Raw genomic sequence first — 15699 nt, 5'->3', positions numbered from 1 at the left:
ACGCGCGCTTACCTATTCGCCGTTGCGGCGCGCCCTACGATCCGAGCGACGACAGACTCGAATGTTGGGAGAGCACGATGCGGGCGGCAATACGGTCACTGGTCGTGATCCTCGGGATCACCGCGACGGTGTGCACCGGGCAAGCCGGCGTGACGCTGACGGCAGTGCACGAGCAGGCCCACCTCGACATCGCCTCGGTGCTACCCGCGCGCGGGGCGGTGGTGGGTGTCGCGCATCCCCTGGTGGTGACGTTCGGCGGTCCCGTCACCGACCGGCAGGCGACCGAGCGTGCCATCGAGGTGAAGTCGGTGCCGGCGATGTCCGGCAGGTTCGAGTGGCTCGACCGCAACGTCGTGCAATGGGTTCCGGACCGCTACTGGCCGGCCCACAGCACCGTGATGCTGTCGGTGGGCGGCCTGCGCACCGAGTTCCAGACCGGCCCGAAGGTCGTCGGCGTGGCCGACATCACCAATCACACGTTCACCGTGCGCATCGACGACGCAGCGGCGGGCCCGCGGCCGGCGCCGCACCACCGGCCGCACTTCGGTGAGGAAGGGGTGCTGCCGGCGTCGATGGGCCGGCCGGAGTTCGCGACCCCGGTGGGCACCTACAGCGTGCTCGCCAAAGAGCGCTCGGTGATCATGGATTCGAGTTCGGTGGGCATCCCCGTCGACGACCCGGACGGCTACCAGCTCAAGGTGGACTACGCGGTGCGCATCACCAACCGGGGGCTGTTCGTGCACTCGGCTCCGTGGGCGGTTCCGGCGATGGGCCTGGAGAACGTCAGCCACGGTTGCATCAGCCTGAGTCCCGCCGACGCGGAGTGGTATTTCGACACGGTCAACGTCGGTGACCCGGTGATCGTGGAACAGGGGGTGAGCAGAGCGGGAGACAAGGAGGCCGACAAGGTGCGTCAGCTGCCGCCTTCGTAGCCCGCGTTAGCGCGCCAGGCCGGGGATGGCCGCACAACCGGCGGCCGCCATGGTCGAACCGGTCAGCGTGGCGGGGATGGGCGCAGCCGGAGGTTCCGCTGCCGGGCCGGGCAGCACCACGGGCGCGGCGGCCTGCGCCGGCGGCGCACTCATCGGCGCACCCTTGCCCGTGCCGGCCGCTTTGGTCACCGGAGCGGCGGGCACCCCGTCGGCGGGCAGCGCGCCCGCCCCGGCGACCGGCACGATCGGCGCGGCGGGCACCACCGGCGCCACCGGCACCGGCGGTAGGACCGGGGGCGCGGCGGGCACCACCGGCACCACCGGGACCGCCCCGGCCACCGGTCCGGGCAGGGCCATCGGCGCGATCGGCGCCGCGGGGACCACTCCCGTCAGCTGGTCGACGCACCCGGCACCGCCGGTCCGCAACGGCGTGGCCGAGCCGTCCGGGCTCAGCGCCAAGGCGGCTCCGCACAGCCCGGCGCTGACCGCAACCGCAACGCTGAATCGCTCCAAGCTCCGCAATGCCTGTTTCTCCTTGCTCGTGCCCGATGGTCCCCGAACCGTATCGACCGCCCAGACCTGGGCAAACATCAGTTGCCGAACCGATACGCAGCTCGCGCCGTGCCGTGACCTCGGGTTGGCCGAACGGTGACTTCGATCAGTCCGAACCCCACCACAGCGACGGCCAGCTGAAGCTCAGCGCGCCCTGGCTCAGCCGGGTGATCAGCTCCTCCAGCGCCCGCAGCGGCAGCTCCATGCGCCATTCCGGCAGTAGTCCGGACACCCGCAGACCGTCCGGCGACAGCTCGACACCGGTGATCATCAGGCCGAGCGGCAGTTCCGGCAACGGCACCCGGTAGGACGGGGTCCGCACCGGCAGCTTCCACCTGCGGTGTCCGGCGACGACGGCACGAGGGCGCAGCCACAACGTGTTCCCGGTGACGTCGGCGTCGACCTCCAGACCACCCAGCGCCGGTTGCCGCGCCCAGCGCAGTCGCGCGGTCCCGTGCTCACCCAACTCACTGCGCAACTGCGGCGCCGCTTGGCGCAACACGTCGTCGAAGACCTCTTCGGAGAGCTCGGAGGACAGGTTTGCCGGGGCCGCCACCACCATCGGCGGGACCCCGGGCCGGATGTGCACGTTGTGCAGCACGGCAACGGCGCTCTGCAGCCGGTTGTCGTCCCATTTGATGTCGCGGGCGGCCACCCGGACCTCGCCCAGCTGACCGACGGGGAGACCCTGCGGGTCCAGGTCGGACTCCAGCTCGGTCACGGTGAGCACCACGTCGTGCTCACCGATGCGCACCGTCAGTTCCTTGCCGACGAGTAGCTGCTGCAGCGTGGCGAACAACGTCTTGTAGGGCACGGCGGCGGCCTGCGCGCCCACTGCCGGCAACCCCGTGGACGACCACAGCGACGCCAGCGCCTCCAGGGCGCGGAACGGGTCATCCCAACGCAGGAACGGAACCTTCGGCATCTACCGTGATTACCCCGGTAAGACCGGGGCCGCTCCCCCGATCATCAGGCCGGCCACCTCCGACCAGCCCTGCTGGGATTCAGCGGCCGACGCCGAGTACATCAGCACGCCCTGCGGGCCGCCCACATACACCGTGGACGGGTTCGCGGCGATCGCGAACAACGGGATCTGCAGGCCGCGGGACGGGGCGTCGGAGTTCACCCCGTCGAGATTGACGTAGGACACCGGATGGGTGGCGTCGTTGCGGGTGACGACGACGTCGTCGCCGGTTCGCCAGTACAACGACACCACCGAGGTACCCAGACCGAAGCCCAGCCGGCGTGGATAGGTCAGGGCGAACTGGCCGGCCTGGGTCTGCTCGACACCGGCCAGGATCACCTGTCCCCCGATCACCATGGCCGCGCGGGTGCCGTCGCGGGACAGCTGCAGGTCGGTGATCGGGCCCGGGAATCGGCTGGACACCGCGGTGGAGTCCACCGGGATGCGCGCCGGCTGGCCCGACGCCGGTTCCTGGATCGCGCGCAGCACGTTGTTGGTGTCGACCACCACCCACACCGCGTCGTCCAGTGACCAGCTGGGCCGCGACAGGTTGTGCCCGTCGGCGGACTGCACCGCCTCACCCCCGAGATCCCCGATCCACAGTGACGCGGCCATGTCCGGGGCGCCGCGGCGCAACGTCACCACCGACGCCACCTGCCGCCCACTGCGCGACAACGCCGCCCCGGTCTGGTCGCCCATCCGCCCGAACGCGCCGGGCACCGTGGTGACCTGCTGTCCGTCCAGCGCGACCAACGACCCGTTGACCAAGGCGTGCAGACCCGCGCCGGCGCCGTCGGCCACCCCCGGGTCGGTGGCCGCGACGTCGGAGGTGTTCCAGCCCTGCGCGAACCTGTCGTCGAGCGGGGCGCCGTCGGCGTTGATCACGTACGGGCCGCGGATATCGGCGCGGGCCAGCGTCCAGATGATCTGCGCGGCAAGCAATGCCCTGCTGTGCGGGTCGGTGGTGGTCAGCTTCTCCAGGTCGATGCGCGCGCCGCCGTAACCCTTGCCGATGCCGTTCTTGCCGCCGTCGGCGCGGGTCACCGGACCGCGCAACCGCAGCGGCGGCGCCAACAGGTTGCGTACCGTGTGCGCCATCTCCGGCCGCGGCCCGGCCAGCAGCTTGGACACCAGCTCGGTGGCCAGCTGGTCGTGGTCGGAGACCGCCACGTAGCGCGGATCGGGCACCACCGTCTTGCCGGTGGGGTCGGCGAAGTACAGCGTGTTGCGTTTGTAGGTGGCCTGGAACTGTTGCCAGTCCAGGAAGACGCCGTTGGGCAGCTTGTCGATGCGCCACCCTCCCGGGGTCTTGACCAGTTCGATCGGGCCCGGGTCCGGCAGCTGCCCCTCGGCGGTCTCGAAGACCCCGACGTCGGACAGTGAACCCAGGATGTCGGCCCGCATGGTCGCCGAAACCCGTTCGGCGCCACGGGTTTCCACGAACACGACGTGGTCGATCAGCAGCGCGCTACCGGCGTCGTCCCAGCCGTTGGAGGCCGACTGGGTGAGGAACTGGCGCGCCGCCAGGTGCCGGTTGGCCGGGTCGGCGGTGGCCTTGAGAAATTCGCGCAGCAACACGTCGGGGTCCATGCCCGGGGTGGGTTTGGGCAGGTTCGACGGCGCCGGGCGGTCGACGGTGCCGATGGCCTGCGGGGCCGAGGAGCTGGGCACGCTCGCGCATCCGGCCAGCACCACAGCGGTCATCAGCAGGGCCAGGATCGTACGCATCACACGCTCCACTCCGCGGGCTCGCGGTGGCGGGTGATCGGTTGCGGGCCCGTCGGGGTCAACGGTTGGGGGCTGGGCTGCCCGGAGGTGGGCGGGATCGGTTTCATCGGCAGCGGACTGGTGGTCACCTTGTGCCCGCGCACCAACGGCAGGGTCAGCCGGAAGCAGGCGCCCTCGCCGGGCTCTCCCCAGGCCTCGAGCCGGCCCTGGTGCAGCCGCGCGTCCTCGATGCTGATCGCCAGTCCCAGCCCGGTGCCGCCGGAGCGGCGCACCCGCGACGGGTCCGAGCGCCAGAACCGGCTGAACACCAGCTTCTCCTCGCCGGGGCGCAACCCGACGCCGTAGTCGCGAACGGTGACCGCGACCGTGTCTTCGTCGGCGGCCATCCGGATCCGCACCGGCTTGTGCTCGGCGTGGTCGATCGCGTTGGCGATCAGGTTGCGCAGGATGCGTTCCACCCGGCGCGCGTCCACCTCGGCGATCACCTCCTCGGTCGGCATGTCCACCAGCAACTCGATGCCCGCGTCCTCGGCCAGGTGCCCGACATTGCCCAACGCGCTGTTCACGGTGGTGCGCAGATCGACCGACTCGACGGACAACTCGGCCACCCCGGCGTCGTGGCGGGAGATCTCCAGCAGGTCGTTGAGCAGGCTCTCGAACCGGTCGAGCTCGTTGACCATCAACTCGGTGGAGCGCCGCAGCGTCGGGTCCAGGTCGTCGGCGTGGTCGTAGATCAGGTCGGCAGCCATGCGCACCGTGGTCAGCGGGGTGCGCAGTTCGTGGCTGACGTCGGAGGTGAAGCGGCGTTGCAGGTTGCCGAACTCCTCGAGCTGGGTGATCTGGCGGGACAGGCTCTCGGCCATGTCGTTGAACGACACCGCCAGCCGGGCCATGTCGTCCTCACCGCGCACCGGCATCCGCTCGGACAGATGCCCTTCGGCGAACCGCTCGGCGATCCGCGACGCGGAGCGCACCGGGTTCACCACCTGACGGGAGACCAGCAGTGCGATGCCGGCCAGCAGTACCAGCAGCACGACGCCGCCGGTCGCCATCGTGCTGCGCACCAGCGAGATGGTGGCCTGCTCGTTGGCCAGCGGGAAGATCAGGTACAGCTCCAGGTTGGCCACCCGCGACGACGTCGGCGTCCCGACGATCAGCGCTGGCCCGGAAAAGCCGTCGGTCTGCACGGTGGCGTACTGGTAGGCGGCCTGACCGGCCTTGACGAAGCCGCGCAACGCGTTGGGCACCTGATCGACGGGCCCGGCGGTGGACGCGGCCCGCGGGCCGTCGCCGGGCACCATCAGCACCGCGTCGAAAGCGCCGGCCAGCCCGGCGCCGGAGGCCGGATCGGTTTTGGACGTCAGCGTGTTGCGGGCCAGCTGCAGGCTGCTGTCCAGGGAGCGGGTTTCCTCGCCGTTGACGATCCCGGTGACGGTGTTGCGGGCCCGCTCGATCTGGTCGATCGCGGCCTTGACCTTGATGTCGAGCACCCGGTTGGTGACCTGGCTGGTGAGGACGAAGCCCAGGGCCAGGATCACCGCCAGCGAAAGACCGATGGTCAAGGCGACCACGCGCAGCTGCAGCGATCGACGCCAGACGACGGCGACGGCGCGACTCAACGCGCTCATACCGCGGGGCAGGGGTCCCGAACGCCCCCAACGGCCTCTACTACGTCGCGGGGAGCGCCAGATCACCTACGCCGCGCTCTCCAAGCCGGGATCACGGAGGTCCGGCCTTGTATCCCACTCCTCGAACGGTCAGAACCACGGTCGGGTTCTCGGGGTCCTTCTCGACCTTCGCGCGCAGGCGCTGGACGTGCACGTTCACCAGGCGGGTGTCCGCCGGGTGCCGGTATCCCCACACCTGTTCGAGCAGCACATCACGAGTAAACACCTGGCGCGGTTTACGCGCCAACGCGACCAGCAGGTCGAACTCCAGCGGGGTGAGCGAGATCTGCTCGCCGTTGCGGGTGACCTTGTGGGCCGGCACGTCGATGTCGACATCGGCGATGGACAGCATCTCGGCCGGCTCGTCGTCGTTGCGGCGCAACCGCGCCCGCACCCGCGCCACCAGCTCCTTGGGCTTGAAGGGCTTCATGATGTAGTCGTCGGCGCCGGATTCCAGACCCAGCACCACGTCGACGGTGTCGGTCTTGGCGGTCAGCATGACGATCGGCACCCCCGAATCGGCACGCAGCACCCGGCACACGTCGATGCCGTTCATGCCGGGCAGCATCAGGTCCAGCAGCACCAGATCGGGGCGCAACTCACGCACCGCGGTCAGGGCCTGAGTACCGTCACCGATCACCGCGGTGTCGAAACCCTCCCCACGCAACACGATGGTGAGCATCTCGGCCAGCGAAGCGTCGTCGTCGACGACCAGAATCCTTTGCCTCATGGCCTCCATGGTGTCACCAGATCAGGACAAAACTGTCGCGCCACACGGGCGTTTCGTGATTGATGAGGACAAATCGAGGCGATTTTGTGCTAAACGACGGTCAAAGTGGCCGCCAAGGCCTCCGGATCGACGTCGGCGTACACCACCAGCCAGCGTCCGCACCACTGCGCGGCGGCCAGCTCCCCGTACACCGCGCCGGTTCGCCGCTGCAGTCCGTCGTCGCGTTCGTAGCTGTCCCGGGCCCGTTGCGGGTCTTGTTCGGCGCGGCTGCGGGCGCGCTGGTCGGCGAGTTCGGCGGGTACAGCGAGCAGGATCTGGCAGTCCGGGCGCGGCAGCCCCAGGCGCTCGTATTCGATCTGCCTAATCCAGGCCACCGCCTCGCCGGTCGCGTCTTGATGCAGGCGCGCCGCGCTGTAGGCGGCGTTGGAGGCGACGTAGCGGTCCAGGATCAGCACGTCGTGTTCGGCGGTGAGCCCCTGGATCTCCCCGACGGCCCCGGCGCGGTCGAGCGCGAACAGCGTCGCCATCGCATATACCGACTCGGCCAGGTCGCCGTGGGCTCCGCGTAGCGCCTCGGCCGCGAGGTCGGCGGTGATCGAGCGCCCGTAGCGCGGGAACGCCAACGTGGCCACCGACTTGCCGGCCGCCTCGAAGGACCTGCGTAGGCCCTCGGTCAACGTCCGCTTGCCCGAGCCGTCGACGCCTTCGATCGCGATCAGCACCGCGCCGCCCGCCGGTCAGCCGTCACGCTGGCGTGACGCTCGGTGTCGGTTGCCACGCTGGCGTGACGCTCGGTGTCGGTTGCCACGCTGGCGTGACGCTCGGTGTCGGTTGCCACGCTAGCGTGACGCTCGGTGTCGGCCGTCACGCTGGCGTGACGCTCGGTGTCGGTTGCCACGCTGGCGTGACGCTCGGTGTCGGTTGCCACGCTGGCGTGACGCTCGCGATAGAGCGACCGGGCTCAGTAGCGGTAGTGGTCGGGCTTGTACGGGCCCTCGACGTCGACGCCGAGGTACTCGGCCTGCTCCTTGGTCAGCTTGGTCAGCTTCCCGCCGAGCGCCTCGACGTGGATCCGCGCCACCTTCTCGTCCAGGTGCTTGGGCAGCCGGTACACCTCGTTGTCGTACTCGTCGTTCTTGGTCCACAGCTCGATCTGCGCGATGGTCTGGTTGGCGAAGCTGTTGCTCATCACGAACGACGGGTGCCCGGTGGCGTTGCCCAGGTTCAGCAGCCGGCCCTCGGAGAGCACGATGATCGAGCGGCCGGTCTCGCCGAAGGTCCACTTGTCGACCTGCGGCTTGATGTTGAGCCGGGTCGCCCCCGAGCGCTCCAGCGCGGCCATGTCGATCTCGTTGTCGAAGTGGCCGATGTTGCCCAGGATCGCGTGGTCCTTCATGGCCTTCATGTGCTCGAGGGTGATGATGTCCTTGTTGCCGGTCGAGGTCACCACGATGTCGGCGTTGGCGATCGCGTCCTCGACGGTCACCACGTCGTAGCCCTCCATCAGCGCCTGCAGCGCGTTGATCGGGTCGATCTCGGTGACGGCCACCCGCGCGCCCTGACCCTTGGCGGCTTCCGCACAGCCTTTGCCGACGTCGCCGAAGCCACAGATCAGCACGTTCTTACCGCCGATCAGCGCGTCGGTGCCGCGGTTGATGCCGTCGAGCAGCGAGTGCCGGGTGCCGTACTTGTTGTCGAACTTGGACTTGGTCACCGAGTCGTTGACGTTGATCGCCGGGAAGGCCAGGTCGCCGGCGGCGGCGAACTGGTAGAGCCGCAGCACGCCGGTGGTGGTCTCCTCGGTGACGCCCTTGACCGACTCGGCGATCTTGGTCCACTTCTCCTTGTCGGTCTCGAAGCGCTTACGCAGCAGGTTCAGGAAGACCTTCCACTCCGCGGAGTCGTCCTCCTCGGCGGGCGGGACCACACCGGCCTTCTCGTACTGCATGCCGCGCAGCACCATCATGGTCGCGTCGCCGCCGTCGTCCAGGATCATGTTGGCCGGCTCGCCCTCCCAGGTGAGCATCTGCTCGGCGCACCACCAGTACTCCTCCAGCGTCTCGCCCTTCCAGGCGAACACCGGGACACCCTTGGGCTCGTCGGGCGTGCCGTGTGGGCCGACGACGACGGCCGCGGCCGCGTGGTCCTGGGTGGAGAAGATGTTGCAGGACGCCCACCGGACCTCAGCGCCCAGCGACGTCAGGGTCTCGATCAGCACCGCGGTCTGCACCGTCATGTGCAGCGACCCCGAGATGCGGGCCCCCTTCAGCGGCTGCACCTCGGCGTACTCCCGGCGCAGCGACATCAGGCCGGGCATCTCGTACTCGGCCAGGTCGAGTTCCTTGCGGCCGAAATCCGCCAGCGACAGGTCGGCGACCTTGAAATCGATGCCGTTGACGACGTCGGGGGTCAGCGAATTTTCGGTCGTGGTCATGGTCGTGTTTCATCCTTCGTGCGGGCTTGTGAAAAAGGCAGGCGGCTACAGCGCCGAGGTTTGATCCTCAGCCACTGTAGCCGCCCGTCGGTATACCCCTACCCAACTGGGGGACTGTCAGGATTCCAGGTTCACCCCGTGCCGCTCCGCGAAGGGTGTCATCAGCCGGGCCAGGTCGGCCGCGACGTCGTGGTCGGACTCCGGCGGCATCGACACGTAGCTCAGGCACAGCCGCACGATCGCCCGGGACAACACGTTCGCGTCGTCGTCGCTGGTGGCCAGCCAGGTCTGGGTGAACGCCGTGGACAACCGCGCCGACGCCCGGGTGATGATGGGCGCACTGTCGGTGGTGATCAGCTGCAGCAGATCCGGCTTGGCGACCCCGGTCAACAGCGAGATCACCAGCGGGTCGGCCGCCGTCTCGACGAAGAAGGCGCGGAAACCCTGCAGGAACGACTCGTAGATGTTGCCGATGTTGGCCTCCAGCGCCGCCTTGACGGTGTCGACCAGTCGGTCGGCCAGACGCAGGGCGTAACCCTGGGCCAGGCCCTGACGGGAGCCGAACTCGTTGTAGATGGTCTGCCGGCTGATGCCGGCGGCCCGGGCCACGTCCGAGAGCGTGATGGCCGACCAGTCGCGGGTCAGCAGCAGGTCCCGCATCGCGTCCAGCACCGACTCACGCAACAGGGCCCGGGAGGCCTCGGCGTACGGAATCCGCTTCACAGGCGCGACCATAGCTGTTTTGGCCACGAAGTTGGTGCCGATCATGGGCGAGCCACCTCCACCATCACGAAGTCCGACTTCGCCGCGCCGCAGTCCGGGCAGCTCCAGTCCTCGGGGATGTCGTCCCAACGGGTGCCGGCAGCGATGCCGTCCTCCGGCCAGCCCAGCGCCTCGTCGTATTCGAAACCACACTGCACGCACTGGTAGAGCTTGTAGTCGTCGTTCATGGTCTTGCTCCTAACCTTGGACGGGTTCGAAATCGGGCTTCTCTCGGACGGCGCAGTCCGGGCAGGTCCAATCGTCGGGAACCTGGTCCCACGGCGTGCCGGCCGGAAACCCTTCCCTGGCATCGCCTTTGGCTTCGTCGTAGACGTAGTCACACACCGGACACTTGTAGGTGCTGGAAACCGTCATGCCGCGAGTTCCTTCGGGGCTCCGTACTTGGCCAGCAACTTCTCCCGCAGCCGCGGCTGCACGTTGACCTTGGTGATGTCGCCGTCGTAGTGCTCGAGCACCCGGTGGTCCATCACCTTGCGCCACAGCGGCGGGAAGTAGGTCAGCCCGATCATCGACGCGTACCCGCTGGGCAGGTTGGGTGACCCTGCCATGCTGCGCAGCGTCTGGTAGCGCCGGGTCGGGTTGGCGTGGTGGTCGCTGTGCCGTTGCAGGTGGTAGAGGAACAGGTTGGTGACGATGTGGTCGGAGTTCCAGCTGTGCACCGGTGCGCACCGCTCGTAGCGACCGTTCGGGTTCTTCTGCCGCAGCAGGCCGTAGTGCTCGAGGTAGTTGACGGCTTCGAGCAGGGAGAATCCGAAGATCGCCTGGATGATCAGGAAGGGGACCAGGCTGACACCGAACACCGCGATCAATACCCCGAACAGCACCGCGGTCATCGCCCAGGCGTTCAGCACGTCGTTGGACAGGTAGGTCCGGGGGTCCCAGGGGCTCTTGCCGAGCCGGCGGATGCGTTGCGCCTCGAGGTGCACCGAGGAGCGGGCGCTGCCGATGACGCTACGCGGCAGGAACTCCCAGAACGTCTCGCCGAACCGTGACGACGCCGGGTCCTCCGGGGTGGAGACGCGCACGTGGTGGCCGCGGTTGTGCTCGATGTAGAAGTGCCCGTAGGCGGTCTGCGCCAGGGTGATTTTGGACAGCCAGCGTTCCAGCGAGTCCTTCTTGTGCCCCATCTCGTGTGCGGTGTTGATCCCGACGCCGCCGAGCACACCCACCGATAGCGCGACGCCGATCTTGCCCAGCCAGCCCAGTCCGCCTTCAGAACCAGGGAAGCCGAGCCAGCTGAGATCGGACGCGGTGAACAGGTAGGCACCCAGGATCATGCTGGCGTACTGGAACGGGATGAAGATGTAGGTGCAGTAGCGGTAGTACTTGTCGTTCTCCAGTTGCTCCATCACCTCGTCGGGCGGGTTCTGCCCGTCCGGCCCGAACCGCAGGTCGAGAATCGGCAACAGGATGTACAGCAGGATCGGCCCGATCCACAACGGCACCTGCGCCGCGGTGTGCCAGCCCAGCTGGTTGAGACCCCAGACGATCGGCAGCATCACGAACAGCATCGTCGGCGGAATCAGCCCCATCAGCCACAGATAGCGCTTCCTGTCGCGCCACTGTGTCGCCGGCGCTTCCGCGCTCAGGGCGTCGATGTGTGTGGTCATATTCCAAACCTCCTTGTGTGTCACCCCACGTTGAGATTGGACATTACGGCAGTCTGCGTCTCCTGTCTAGACACAGAGCGCTGTTTTGTAAAGCAACTGTCCAAATTGATCGGATTTGTCTAGCTGCGGCTCCCCTGAGTCGAGTGCCGGCGCCCGTAGCCGAGGTAGATGACGACCCCGATCAGCAGCCACACACCGAACCGCACCCAGGTCAGCGCGGTCAGGTTGAGCATCAGCCACAGGCACGCGCACACCGACGCGATCGGCAGCAGCGGCACCCAGGGCGCCTTGAACCCGCGTTCCAGGTCGGGACGCGTCCTGCGCAGCACGATCACGCCGGCCGACACCAGCACGAACGCGAACAACGTGCCCACGTTGACCATCTCTTCGAGCTTGTCGATGGGAAAAACCGAGGCCGTGGCGGCGATCACGACAGCGACCAGCACGGTGATGCGCACCGGCGTGCCGCGTTTGCCGGTCTTGGCCAGGCCGCGCGGCAGCAGCCCGTCGCGCGCCATCGCGAACAGCACCCGGCACTGGCCGAGCATCAGCACCATCACCACCGTGGTCAGCCCGGCCAGCGCGCCCACCGAGATGATGCCGCTGGCCCAGTAGATGCCGTTGGCCTGGAACGCGGTGGCCAGGTTCGCCGAATGATGGTTCACCGTCTTGAGTTCGGTGTAGGAGACCATGCCCGACAGCACGATCGACACCGCCACGTAGAGCACGGTCACCACACCGAGCGACGCCAGGATGCCGCGGGGGACGTTGCGCTGCGGCTCCTTGGTTTCCTCGGCCATGGTGGCGACGATGTCGAAGCCGATGAACGCGAAGAACACGATCGACGCGCCTGCCAACACGCCGTACCAGCCGTAATGGCTACCTCCGGCGCCGGTGAGCATCGACAGCACCGACTGGTCCAGACCGCTCCCGCCGTGTTGGGTTTCCGGTTCGGGGATGAACGGCTGGAAATTGGCCGCCTTGATGTAGAAGGCCCCGACTATGACCACCAGGATGACCACCGAGACCTTGATCGCGGTCACCACGGCGGAAAAGCGCGAGGACAGTTTGGTGCCCAGCGCCAGCAGGACCGCCACCAGCGTGACGATCAGCAGGGCACCCCAGTCGACGTTGAACCAGCGGAAATGGGCGGTGGCCCCGGCGAAGTCGAACACCGTGCCGAGATAGCTCGACCATCCCTTGGCGACGACGGCGGCACCGATGGCCAGTTCCAGCACCAGGTTCCAGCCGATCACCCAGGCCAGCAGTTCGCCGAAGGTGGCATAGGAGAAGGTGTAGGCGCTGCCGGCCACCGGCAGGGTCGAGGCGAACTCGGCGTAACACAGTGCTGCCAGCGCGCAGGTGGCCGCGGCGATCAAGAACGAGATCCAGATGGCCGGCCCGGTGATGTCGCCGGTCGTCGAGGCGGTCACGGTGAAGATGCCGGCCCCGATCACCACCGAGACGCCGAAGACCACCAGATCCCACCAGGTGAGGTCCTTACGGAGCCGGGTGCTCGGCTCGTCGGTGTCGGCGATCGACTGCTCGACCGTTTTCGTGCGCCAGCGATTCGCCATCCGACCCGTTCCCTTCAAAGCGCCGCGGTGCGTTCTGTGACCGGACAGTACTGGGTACTCTGCCCAGATGGTGGGGAGCGCAGGGAACAGAAATCACGCAGTCGTCATCGGCGCCAGCATCGCCGGGCTGTGCGCGGCGCGGGTGCTGTCCGACTTCTATTCGCGGGTGACGGTCTTCGAACGCGACGACCTGCCCAGCGAACCCGCCAACCGCGCCACCGTCCCCCAGGACCAGCACCTGCATCTGCTGATGGCCCGCGGCGCCAACGAGTTCGAAAGCCTCTATCCGGGTCTGCTGCAGGACATGGTCGCCGCCGGTGTGCCGATGCTGGAGAACCGCCCGGACTGCATCCATCTGGGCGCGGCGGGTCACGTGCTGGGCACCGGCCACACGCTGCGTGACGAGTTCACCGCCTACGTGCCGAGTCGCCCGCACCTGGAATGGCAGATCCGGCAACGCACCGCGGCCATCGACAACGTCCAGATCGTGCAGCGCCCCGTCGCCGAGCCACGGTTCGAGCCCCCGTTACAGCGGGTGACGGGCGTGCTGCTGGATCCGCGGGAACCGGGAGAGGACCCCGAATTCGTCGAGGCCGATCTCGTCGTCGACGCGGCCGGACGCGGCACCCGGCTACCGGTGTGGCTCACCCAGTGGGGCTACGAGCGCGCACCCGAGGCGACCGTGGACATCGGCATCAACTACGCCACTCACCGCTTCCGGATGCCCGAGGGCCTGATCCAGGAGAAGGTGGTGGTGGCCGGCGCCTCGCACGACCAACCGCTCGGGCTGGGCATGTTGTTCTACGAGGACCGCACCTGGGTGCTGACCACCTTCGGGGTGGGGCATGCCAAACCGCCGCGGACCTTTCCCGAGATGCTGGGGCTGGCCAAAGAGCTGTTACCCGACCATTTCAACGCCGCGCTGGCGCAGTCCGAACCCGTCGGCGAACCGGCCTTCCATGCTTTTCCGGTCAGCCGGTGGCGGCGCTATCACAAGCTGGAGCGCTTCCCGGCCGGAATCGTGCCGATCGGCGACGCGGTCGCCAGCTTCAACCCGACGTTCGGCCAGGGCATGACGATGACGTCGCTGCAGGCCGGGCATCTGCGCCGGGCACTGGAATCACCGGAGGAAGATCTGGCCACCGAACTGAGTCGCCTCACCGCCAAGACCACGTTCCCGGTGTGGATGATGAACGCCATCGGTGACGTGACGTTCCACCACGCCGTCATGGACCCCGAACCACGGTGGTATCGCGCGGCGGGCGGCTTGTTCGAGCAGTTCCTCGGCGCCGCAGAGACGAATCCCGTTCTGGGAGAATGGTTTCTGCGTCGATTCTCCCTGCTCGACAGCCTGTACATGATCCCGTCGCCGTCGATACTGGGTCGTACCATCGCGCACAACATGCGGCTCTGGCTGGGCGAACAGCGGCAGCGTCGGCGCCCGGCTACAGCCCGACGGTAGCGCGGAACAGCTGGGCCGGCGCCTCGGCGGACAGCCGGATCGGACCGTCGTCGGCGCCCACCCAGGCGGCGGCGCCGCGATCGAGGATCAGGGTGTCGGACTTGGCGTGCACTGTCACCGATCCCTCGGCGCACAACAGGATCTGCGGACCGTCATGCCGGGACGGCGCGTCGACCTCATGGCCCAGCTGGTCGCCGTCGAGCACCAACAAAGCGACCGCGAACTCCTCGGCCGGGGTTTCATAGCACAGCGCCAGCCCGTCGGGGCGGACCGGCGGGCGCAGTTGCGACTCGGGGGTGGGGGTGAAGTCCAGCACCCGCAGCAACTCCGGCACGTCGACGTGCTTGGGGGTGAGTCCGCCGCGTAATACGTTGTCGGAGTTGGCCATTACCTCCAGCGCGAAGCCGCGCAGGTAGGTGTGCAGGTTGCCGGCCGGCAGGAAGATCGCCTCACCCGGGGCCAGGCTGATGCGGTTGAGCAGCAGCGCGGCCAGCACGCCGGCGTCGCCGGGGTAGCGCTCCCCCAGCTCCAGCACCGTCCGGGCTTCAGCGGCGAATTCGGTTGCGCCGGAACTGACGTAGTGGATGGCGCCGTCGAGCACAGCGGGCACCAGGACGTCGAGGTCGGGTTGGGGTGCGGTGATCCAGGTGGTGAACAGCGCGCGCAGGCCGTCAGCGTCGGACTGGTCGTCGGATCCGTCGCCGGATCCGTCGTCGGATCCGTCGCCGGATCCGTCACCGAGCAGGTCGATGAACGGGTCGAGGTCGGAGACGGCCAGCGCCTGGAGCAGCGCGCGGGTGCGTGCCACCTGCCGGAAACCGGCCAGCGCCTCGAACGGCTGCAACGCCACCAGCAACTCCGGCTTGTGGCTGGTGTCGCGGTAGTTGCGGACCGGCGAGTTCACCGGGATGCCCAGTCGCTCTTCGCGCAGATATCCCTCGACCGCCTGCGCGGCGCTCGGATGAGCCTGCAACGACAGCGGTTCGTCGGCGGCCAACACCTTGACCAGGAACGGCAGCACGTCGCCGAACCGCGCCCGCGACGCCGCGCCCAGCTGTCCGTCCGGGTCGGCGGTCAGTGCCACCAGCAACGAGGTCTCACCGTCGGCGGTCTCCAAGAAGGCCGGGTCGCCGGGGTGGGCGCCGAACCACAGTTCGGCCTCGGGATGCGCGGCCGGTACCGGCCGCCCGGTGAACTCGGCGAGGGCGATGCGCGATCCCCAGGCGTAGGTGCGCAAGGCTCCGCGTAGCAAGTCCACCG

16 protein-coding genes are annotated in these 15699 nt (G+C 68.3%); 2 read left to right on the top strand and 14 right to left on the bottom strand.

Annotated features, from left to right (window positions below; all coding sequences use genetic code 11):
• Positions 1–77 precede the first annotated feature (77 nt).
• Positions 78–932: a L,D-transpeptidase gene (locus AC5Y4D_RS09015; RefSeq protein WP_499992433.1), complete on the top strand. Its 855-nt coding sequence runs from the start codon at positions 78–80 to the stop codon at positions 930–932.
• A gap of 6 nt (positions 933–938) precedes the next feature.
• Here AC5Y4D_RS09015 and AC5Y4D_RS09010 read toward each other — a convergent pair whose 3' ends face one another.
• The 13 genes from AC5Y4D_RS09010 to AC5Y4D_RS08950 all read right to left on the bottom strand — a co-directional run bounded on the left by AC5Y4D_RS09010 (position 939) and on the right by AC5Y4D_RS08950 (position 12977).
• Positions 939–1454, bottom strand: coding sequence for a hypothetical protein (locus tag AC5Y4D_RS09010; RefSeq protein WP_499992432.1), 516 nt, complete (start codon positions 1452–1454; stop codon positions 939–941).
• A gap of 136 nt (positions 1455–1590) precedes the next feature.
• Positions 1591–2409 carry an LmeA family phospholipid-binding protein gene (locus AC5Y4D_RS09005; RefSeq protein ID WP_499992431.1) on the bottom strand — a complete coding sequence of 273 codons (819 nt, stop codon included), beginning with the start codon at positions 2407–2409 and terminating at the stop codon, positions 1591–1593.
• A 9-nt stretch (positions 2410–2418) separates the two neighbouring features.
• Complete coding sequence (gene lpqB / locus AC5Y4D_RS09000) at positions 2419–4176, bottom strand: MtrAB system accessory lipoprotein LpqB (RefSeq protein ID WP_499941773.1); 1758 nt, start codon at positions 4174–4176, stop codon at positions 2419–2421.
• Positions 4176–5870: an MtrAB system histidine kinase MtrB gene (gene mtrB, locus AC5Y4D_RS08995; RefSeq protein WP_499941771.1), complete on the bottom strand. Its 1695-nt coding sequence runs from the start codon at positions 5868–5870 to the stop codon at positions 4176–4178. The genes lpqB and mtrB overlap by 1 nt, the downstream gene beginning before the upstream one ends.
• A gap of 25 nt (positions 5871–5895) precedes the next feature.
• Positions 5896–6582 (bottom strand): two-component system response regulator MtrA, encoded by a 687-nt coding sequence (gene mtrA / locus AC5Y4D_RS08990; protein WP_065160645.1) that lies wholly within the window; start codon positions 6580–6582, stop codon positions 5896–5898.
• Positions 6583–6662: 80 nt separating this feature from the next.
• Positions 6663–7295 (bottom strand): dTMP kinase, encoded by a 633-nt coding sequence (locus tag AC5Y4D_RS08985; protein ID WP_499992430.1) that lies wholly within the window; start codon positions 7293–7295, stop codon positions 6663–6665.
• Positions 7289–7501: a hypothetical protein gene (locus AC5Y4D_RS08980; protein ID WP_499992429.1), complete on the bottom strand. Its 213-nt coding sequence runs from the start codon at positions 7499–7501 to the stop codon at positions 7289–7291. The genes AC5Y4D_RS08985 and AC5Y4D_RS08980 overlap by 7 nt, the downstream gene beginning before the upstream one ends.
• A gap of 33 nt (positions 7502–7534) precedes the next feature.
• Positions 7535–9007, bottom strand: a complete 1473-nt coding sequence (ahcY, locus tag AC5Y4D_RS08975; protein ID WP_499992428.1) for an adenosylhomocysteinase — start codon at positions 9005–9007, stop codon at positions 7535–7537.
• A gap of 117 nt (positions 9008–9124) precedes the next feature.
• The gene (gene alkX / locus AC5Y4D_RS08970) at positions 9125–9775 is read right to left on the bottom strand and encodes a TetR family transcriptional regulator AlkX (RefSeq protein WP_499941763.1); all 651 of its coding nucleotides are present in this window, start codon (positions 9773–9775) and stop codon (positions 9125–9127) included.
• On the bottom strand, positions 9772–9957 hold the full coding sequence (locus tag AC5Y4D_RS08965) for a rubredoxin (protein ID WP_499941761.1): 186 nt from the start codon (positions 9955–9957) through the stop codon (positions 9772–9774). The genes alkX and AC5Y4D_RS08965 overlap by 4 nt, the downstream gene beginning before the upstream one ends.
• A 10-nt stretch (positions 9958–9967) precedes the next feature.
• Entirely contained in the window at positions 9968–10144 is a 177-nt protein-coding gene (locus AC5Y4D_RS08960) for a rubredoxin (protein ID WP_499941759.1), read from the bottom strand.
• Positions 10141–11400, bottom strand: coding sequence for an alkane 1-monooxygenase (locus tag AC5Y4D_RS08955; RefSeq protein WP_499941757.1), 1260 nt, complete (start codon positions 11398–11400; stop codon positions 10141–10143). The genes AC5Y4D_RS08960 and AC5Y4D_RS08955 overlap by 4 nt, the downstream gene beginning before the upstream one ends.
• A 119-nt stretch (positions 11401–11519) precedes the next feature.
• On the bottom strand, positions 11520–12977 hold the full coding sequence (locus AC5Y4D_RS08950; protein ID WP_499941755.1) for an amino acid permease: 1458 nt from the start codon (positions 12975–12977) through the stop codon (positions 11520–11522).
• Positions 12978–13044: 67 nt separating this feature from the next.
• On the opposite strand from AC5Y4D_RS08950, the gene AC5Y4D_RS08945 reads away from it, so the two are divergent.
• Positions 13045–14439 carry an FAD-dependent oxidoreductase gene (locus tag AC5Y4D_RS08945; RefSeq protein WP_499941753.1) on the top strand — a complete coding sequence of 465 codons (1395 nt, stop codon included), beginning with the start codon at positions 13045–13047 and terminating at the stop codon, positions 14437–14439.
• On the opposite strand, the gene manA is transcribed toward AC5Y4D_RS08945, so the two are convergent.
• Positions 14423–15697: a mannose-6-phosphate isomerase, class I gene (gene manA, locus AC5Y4D_RS08940; RefSeq protein ID WP_499941751.1), complete on the bottom strand. Its 1275-nt coding sequence runs from the start codon at positions 15695–15697 to the stop codon at positions 14423–14425. The genes AC5Y4D_RS08945 and manA overlap by 17 nt on opposite strands.
• Positions 15698–15699 lie beyond the last annotated feature (2 nt).

It is taken from the genome of Mycobacterium sp. NGS67, assembly GCF_059812185.1.
This window is presented reverse-complemented; position numbering and strand designations above follow the sequence as displayed.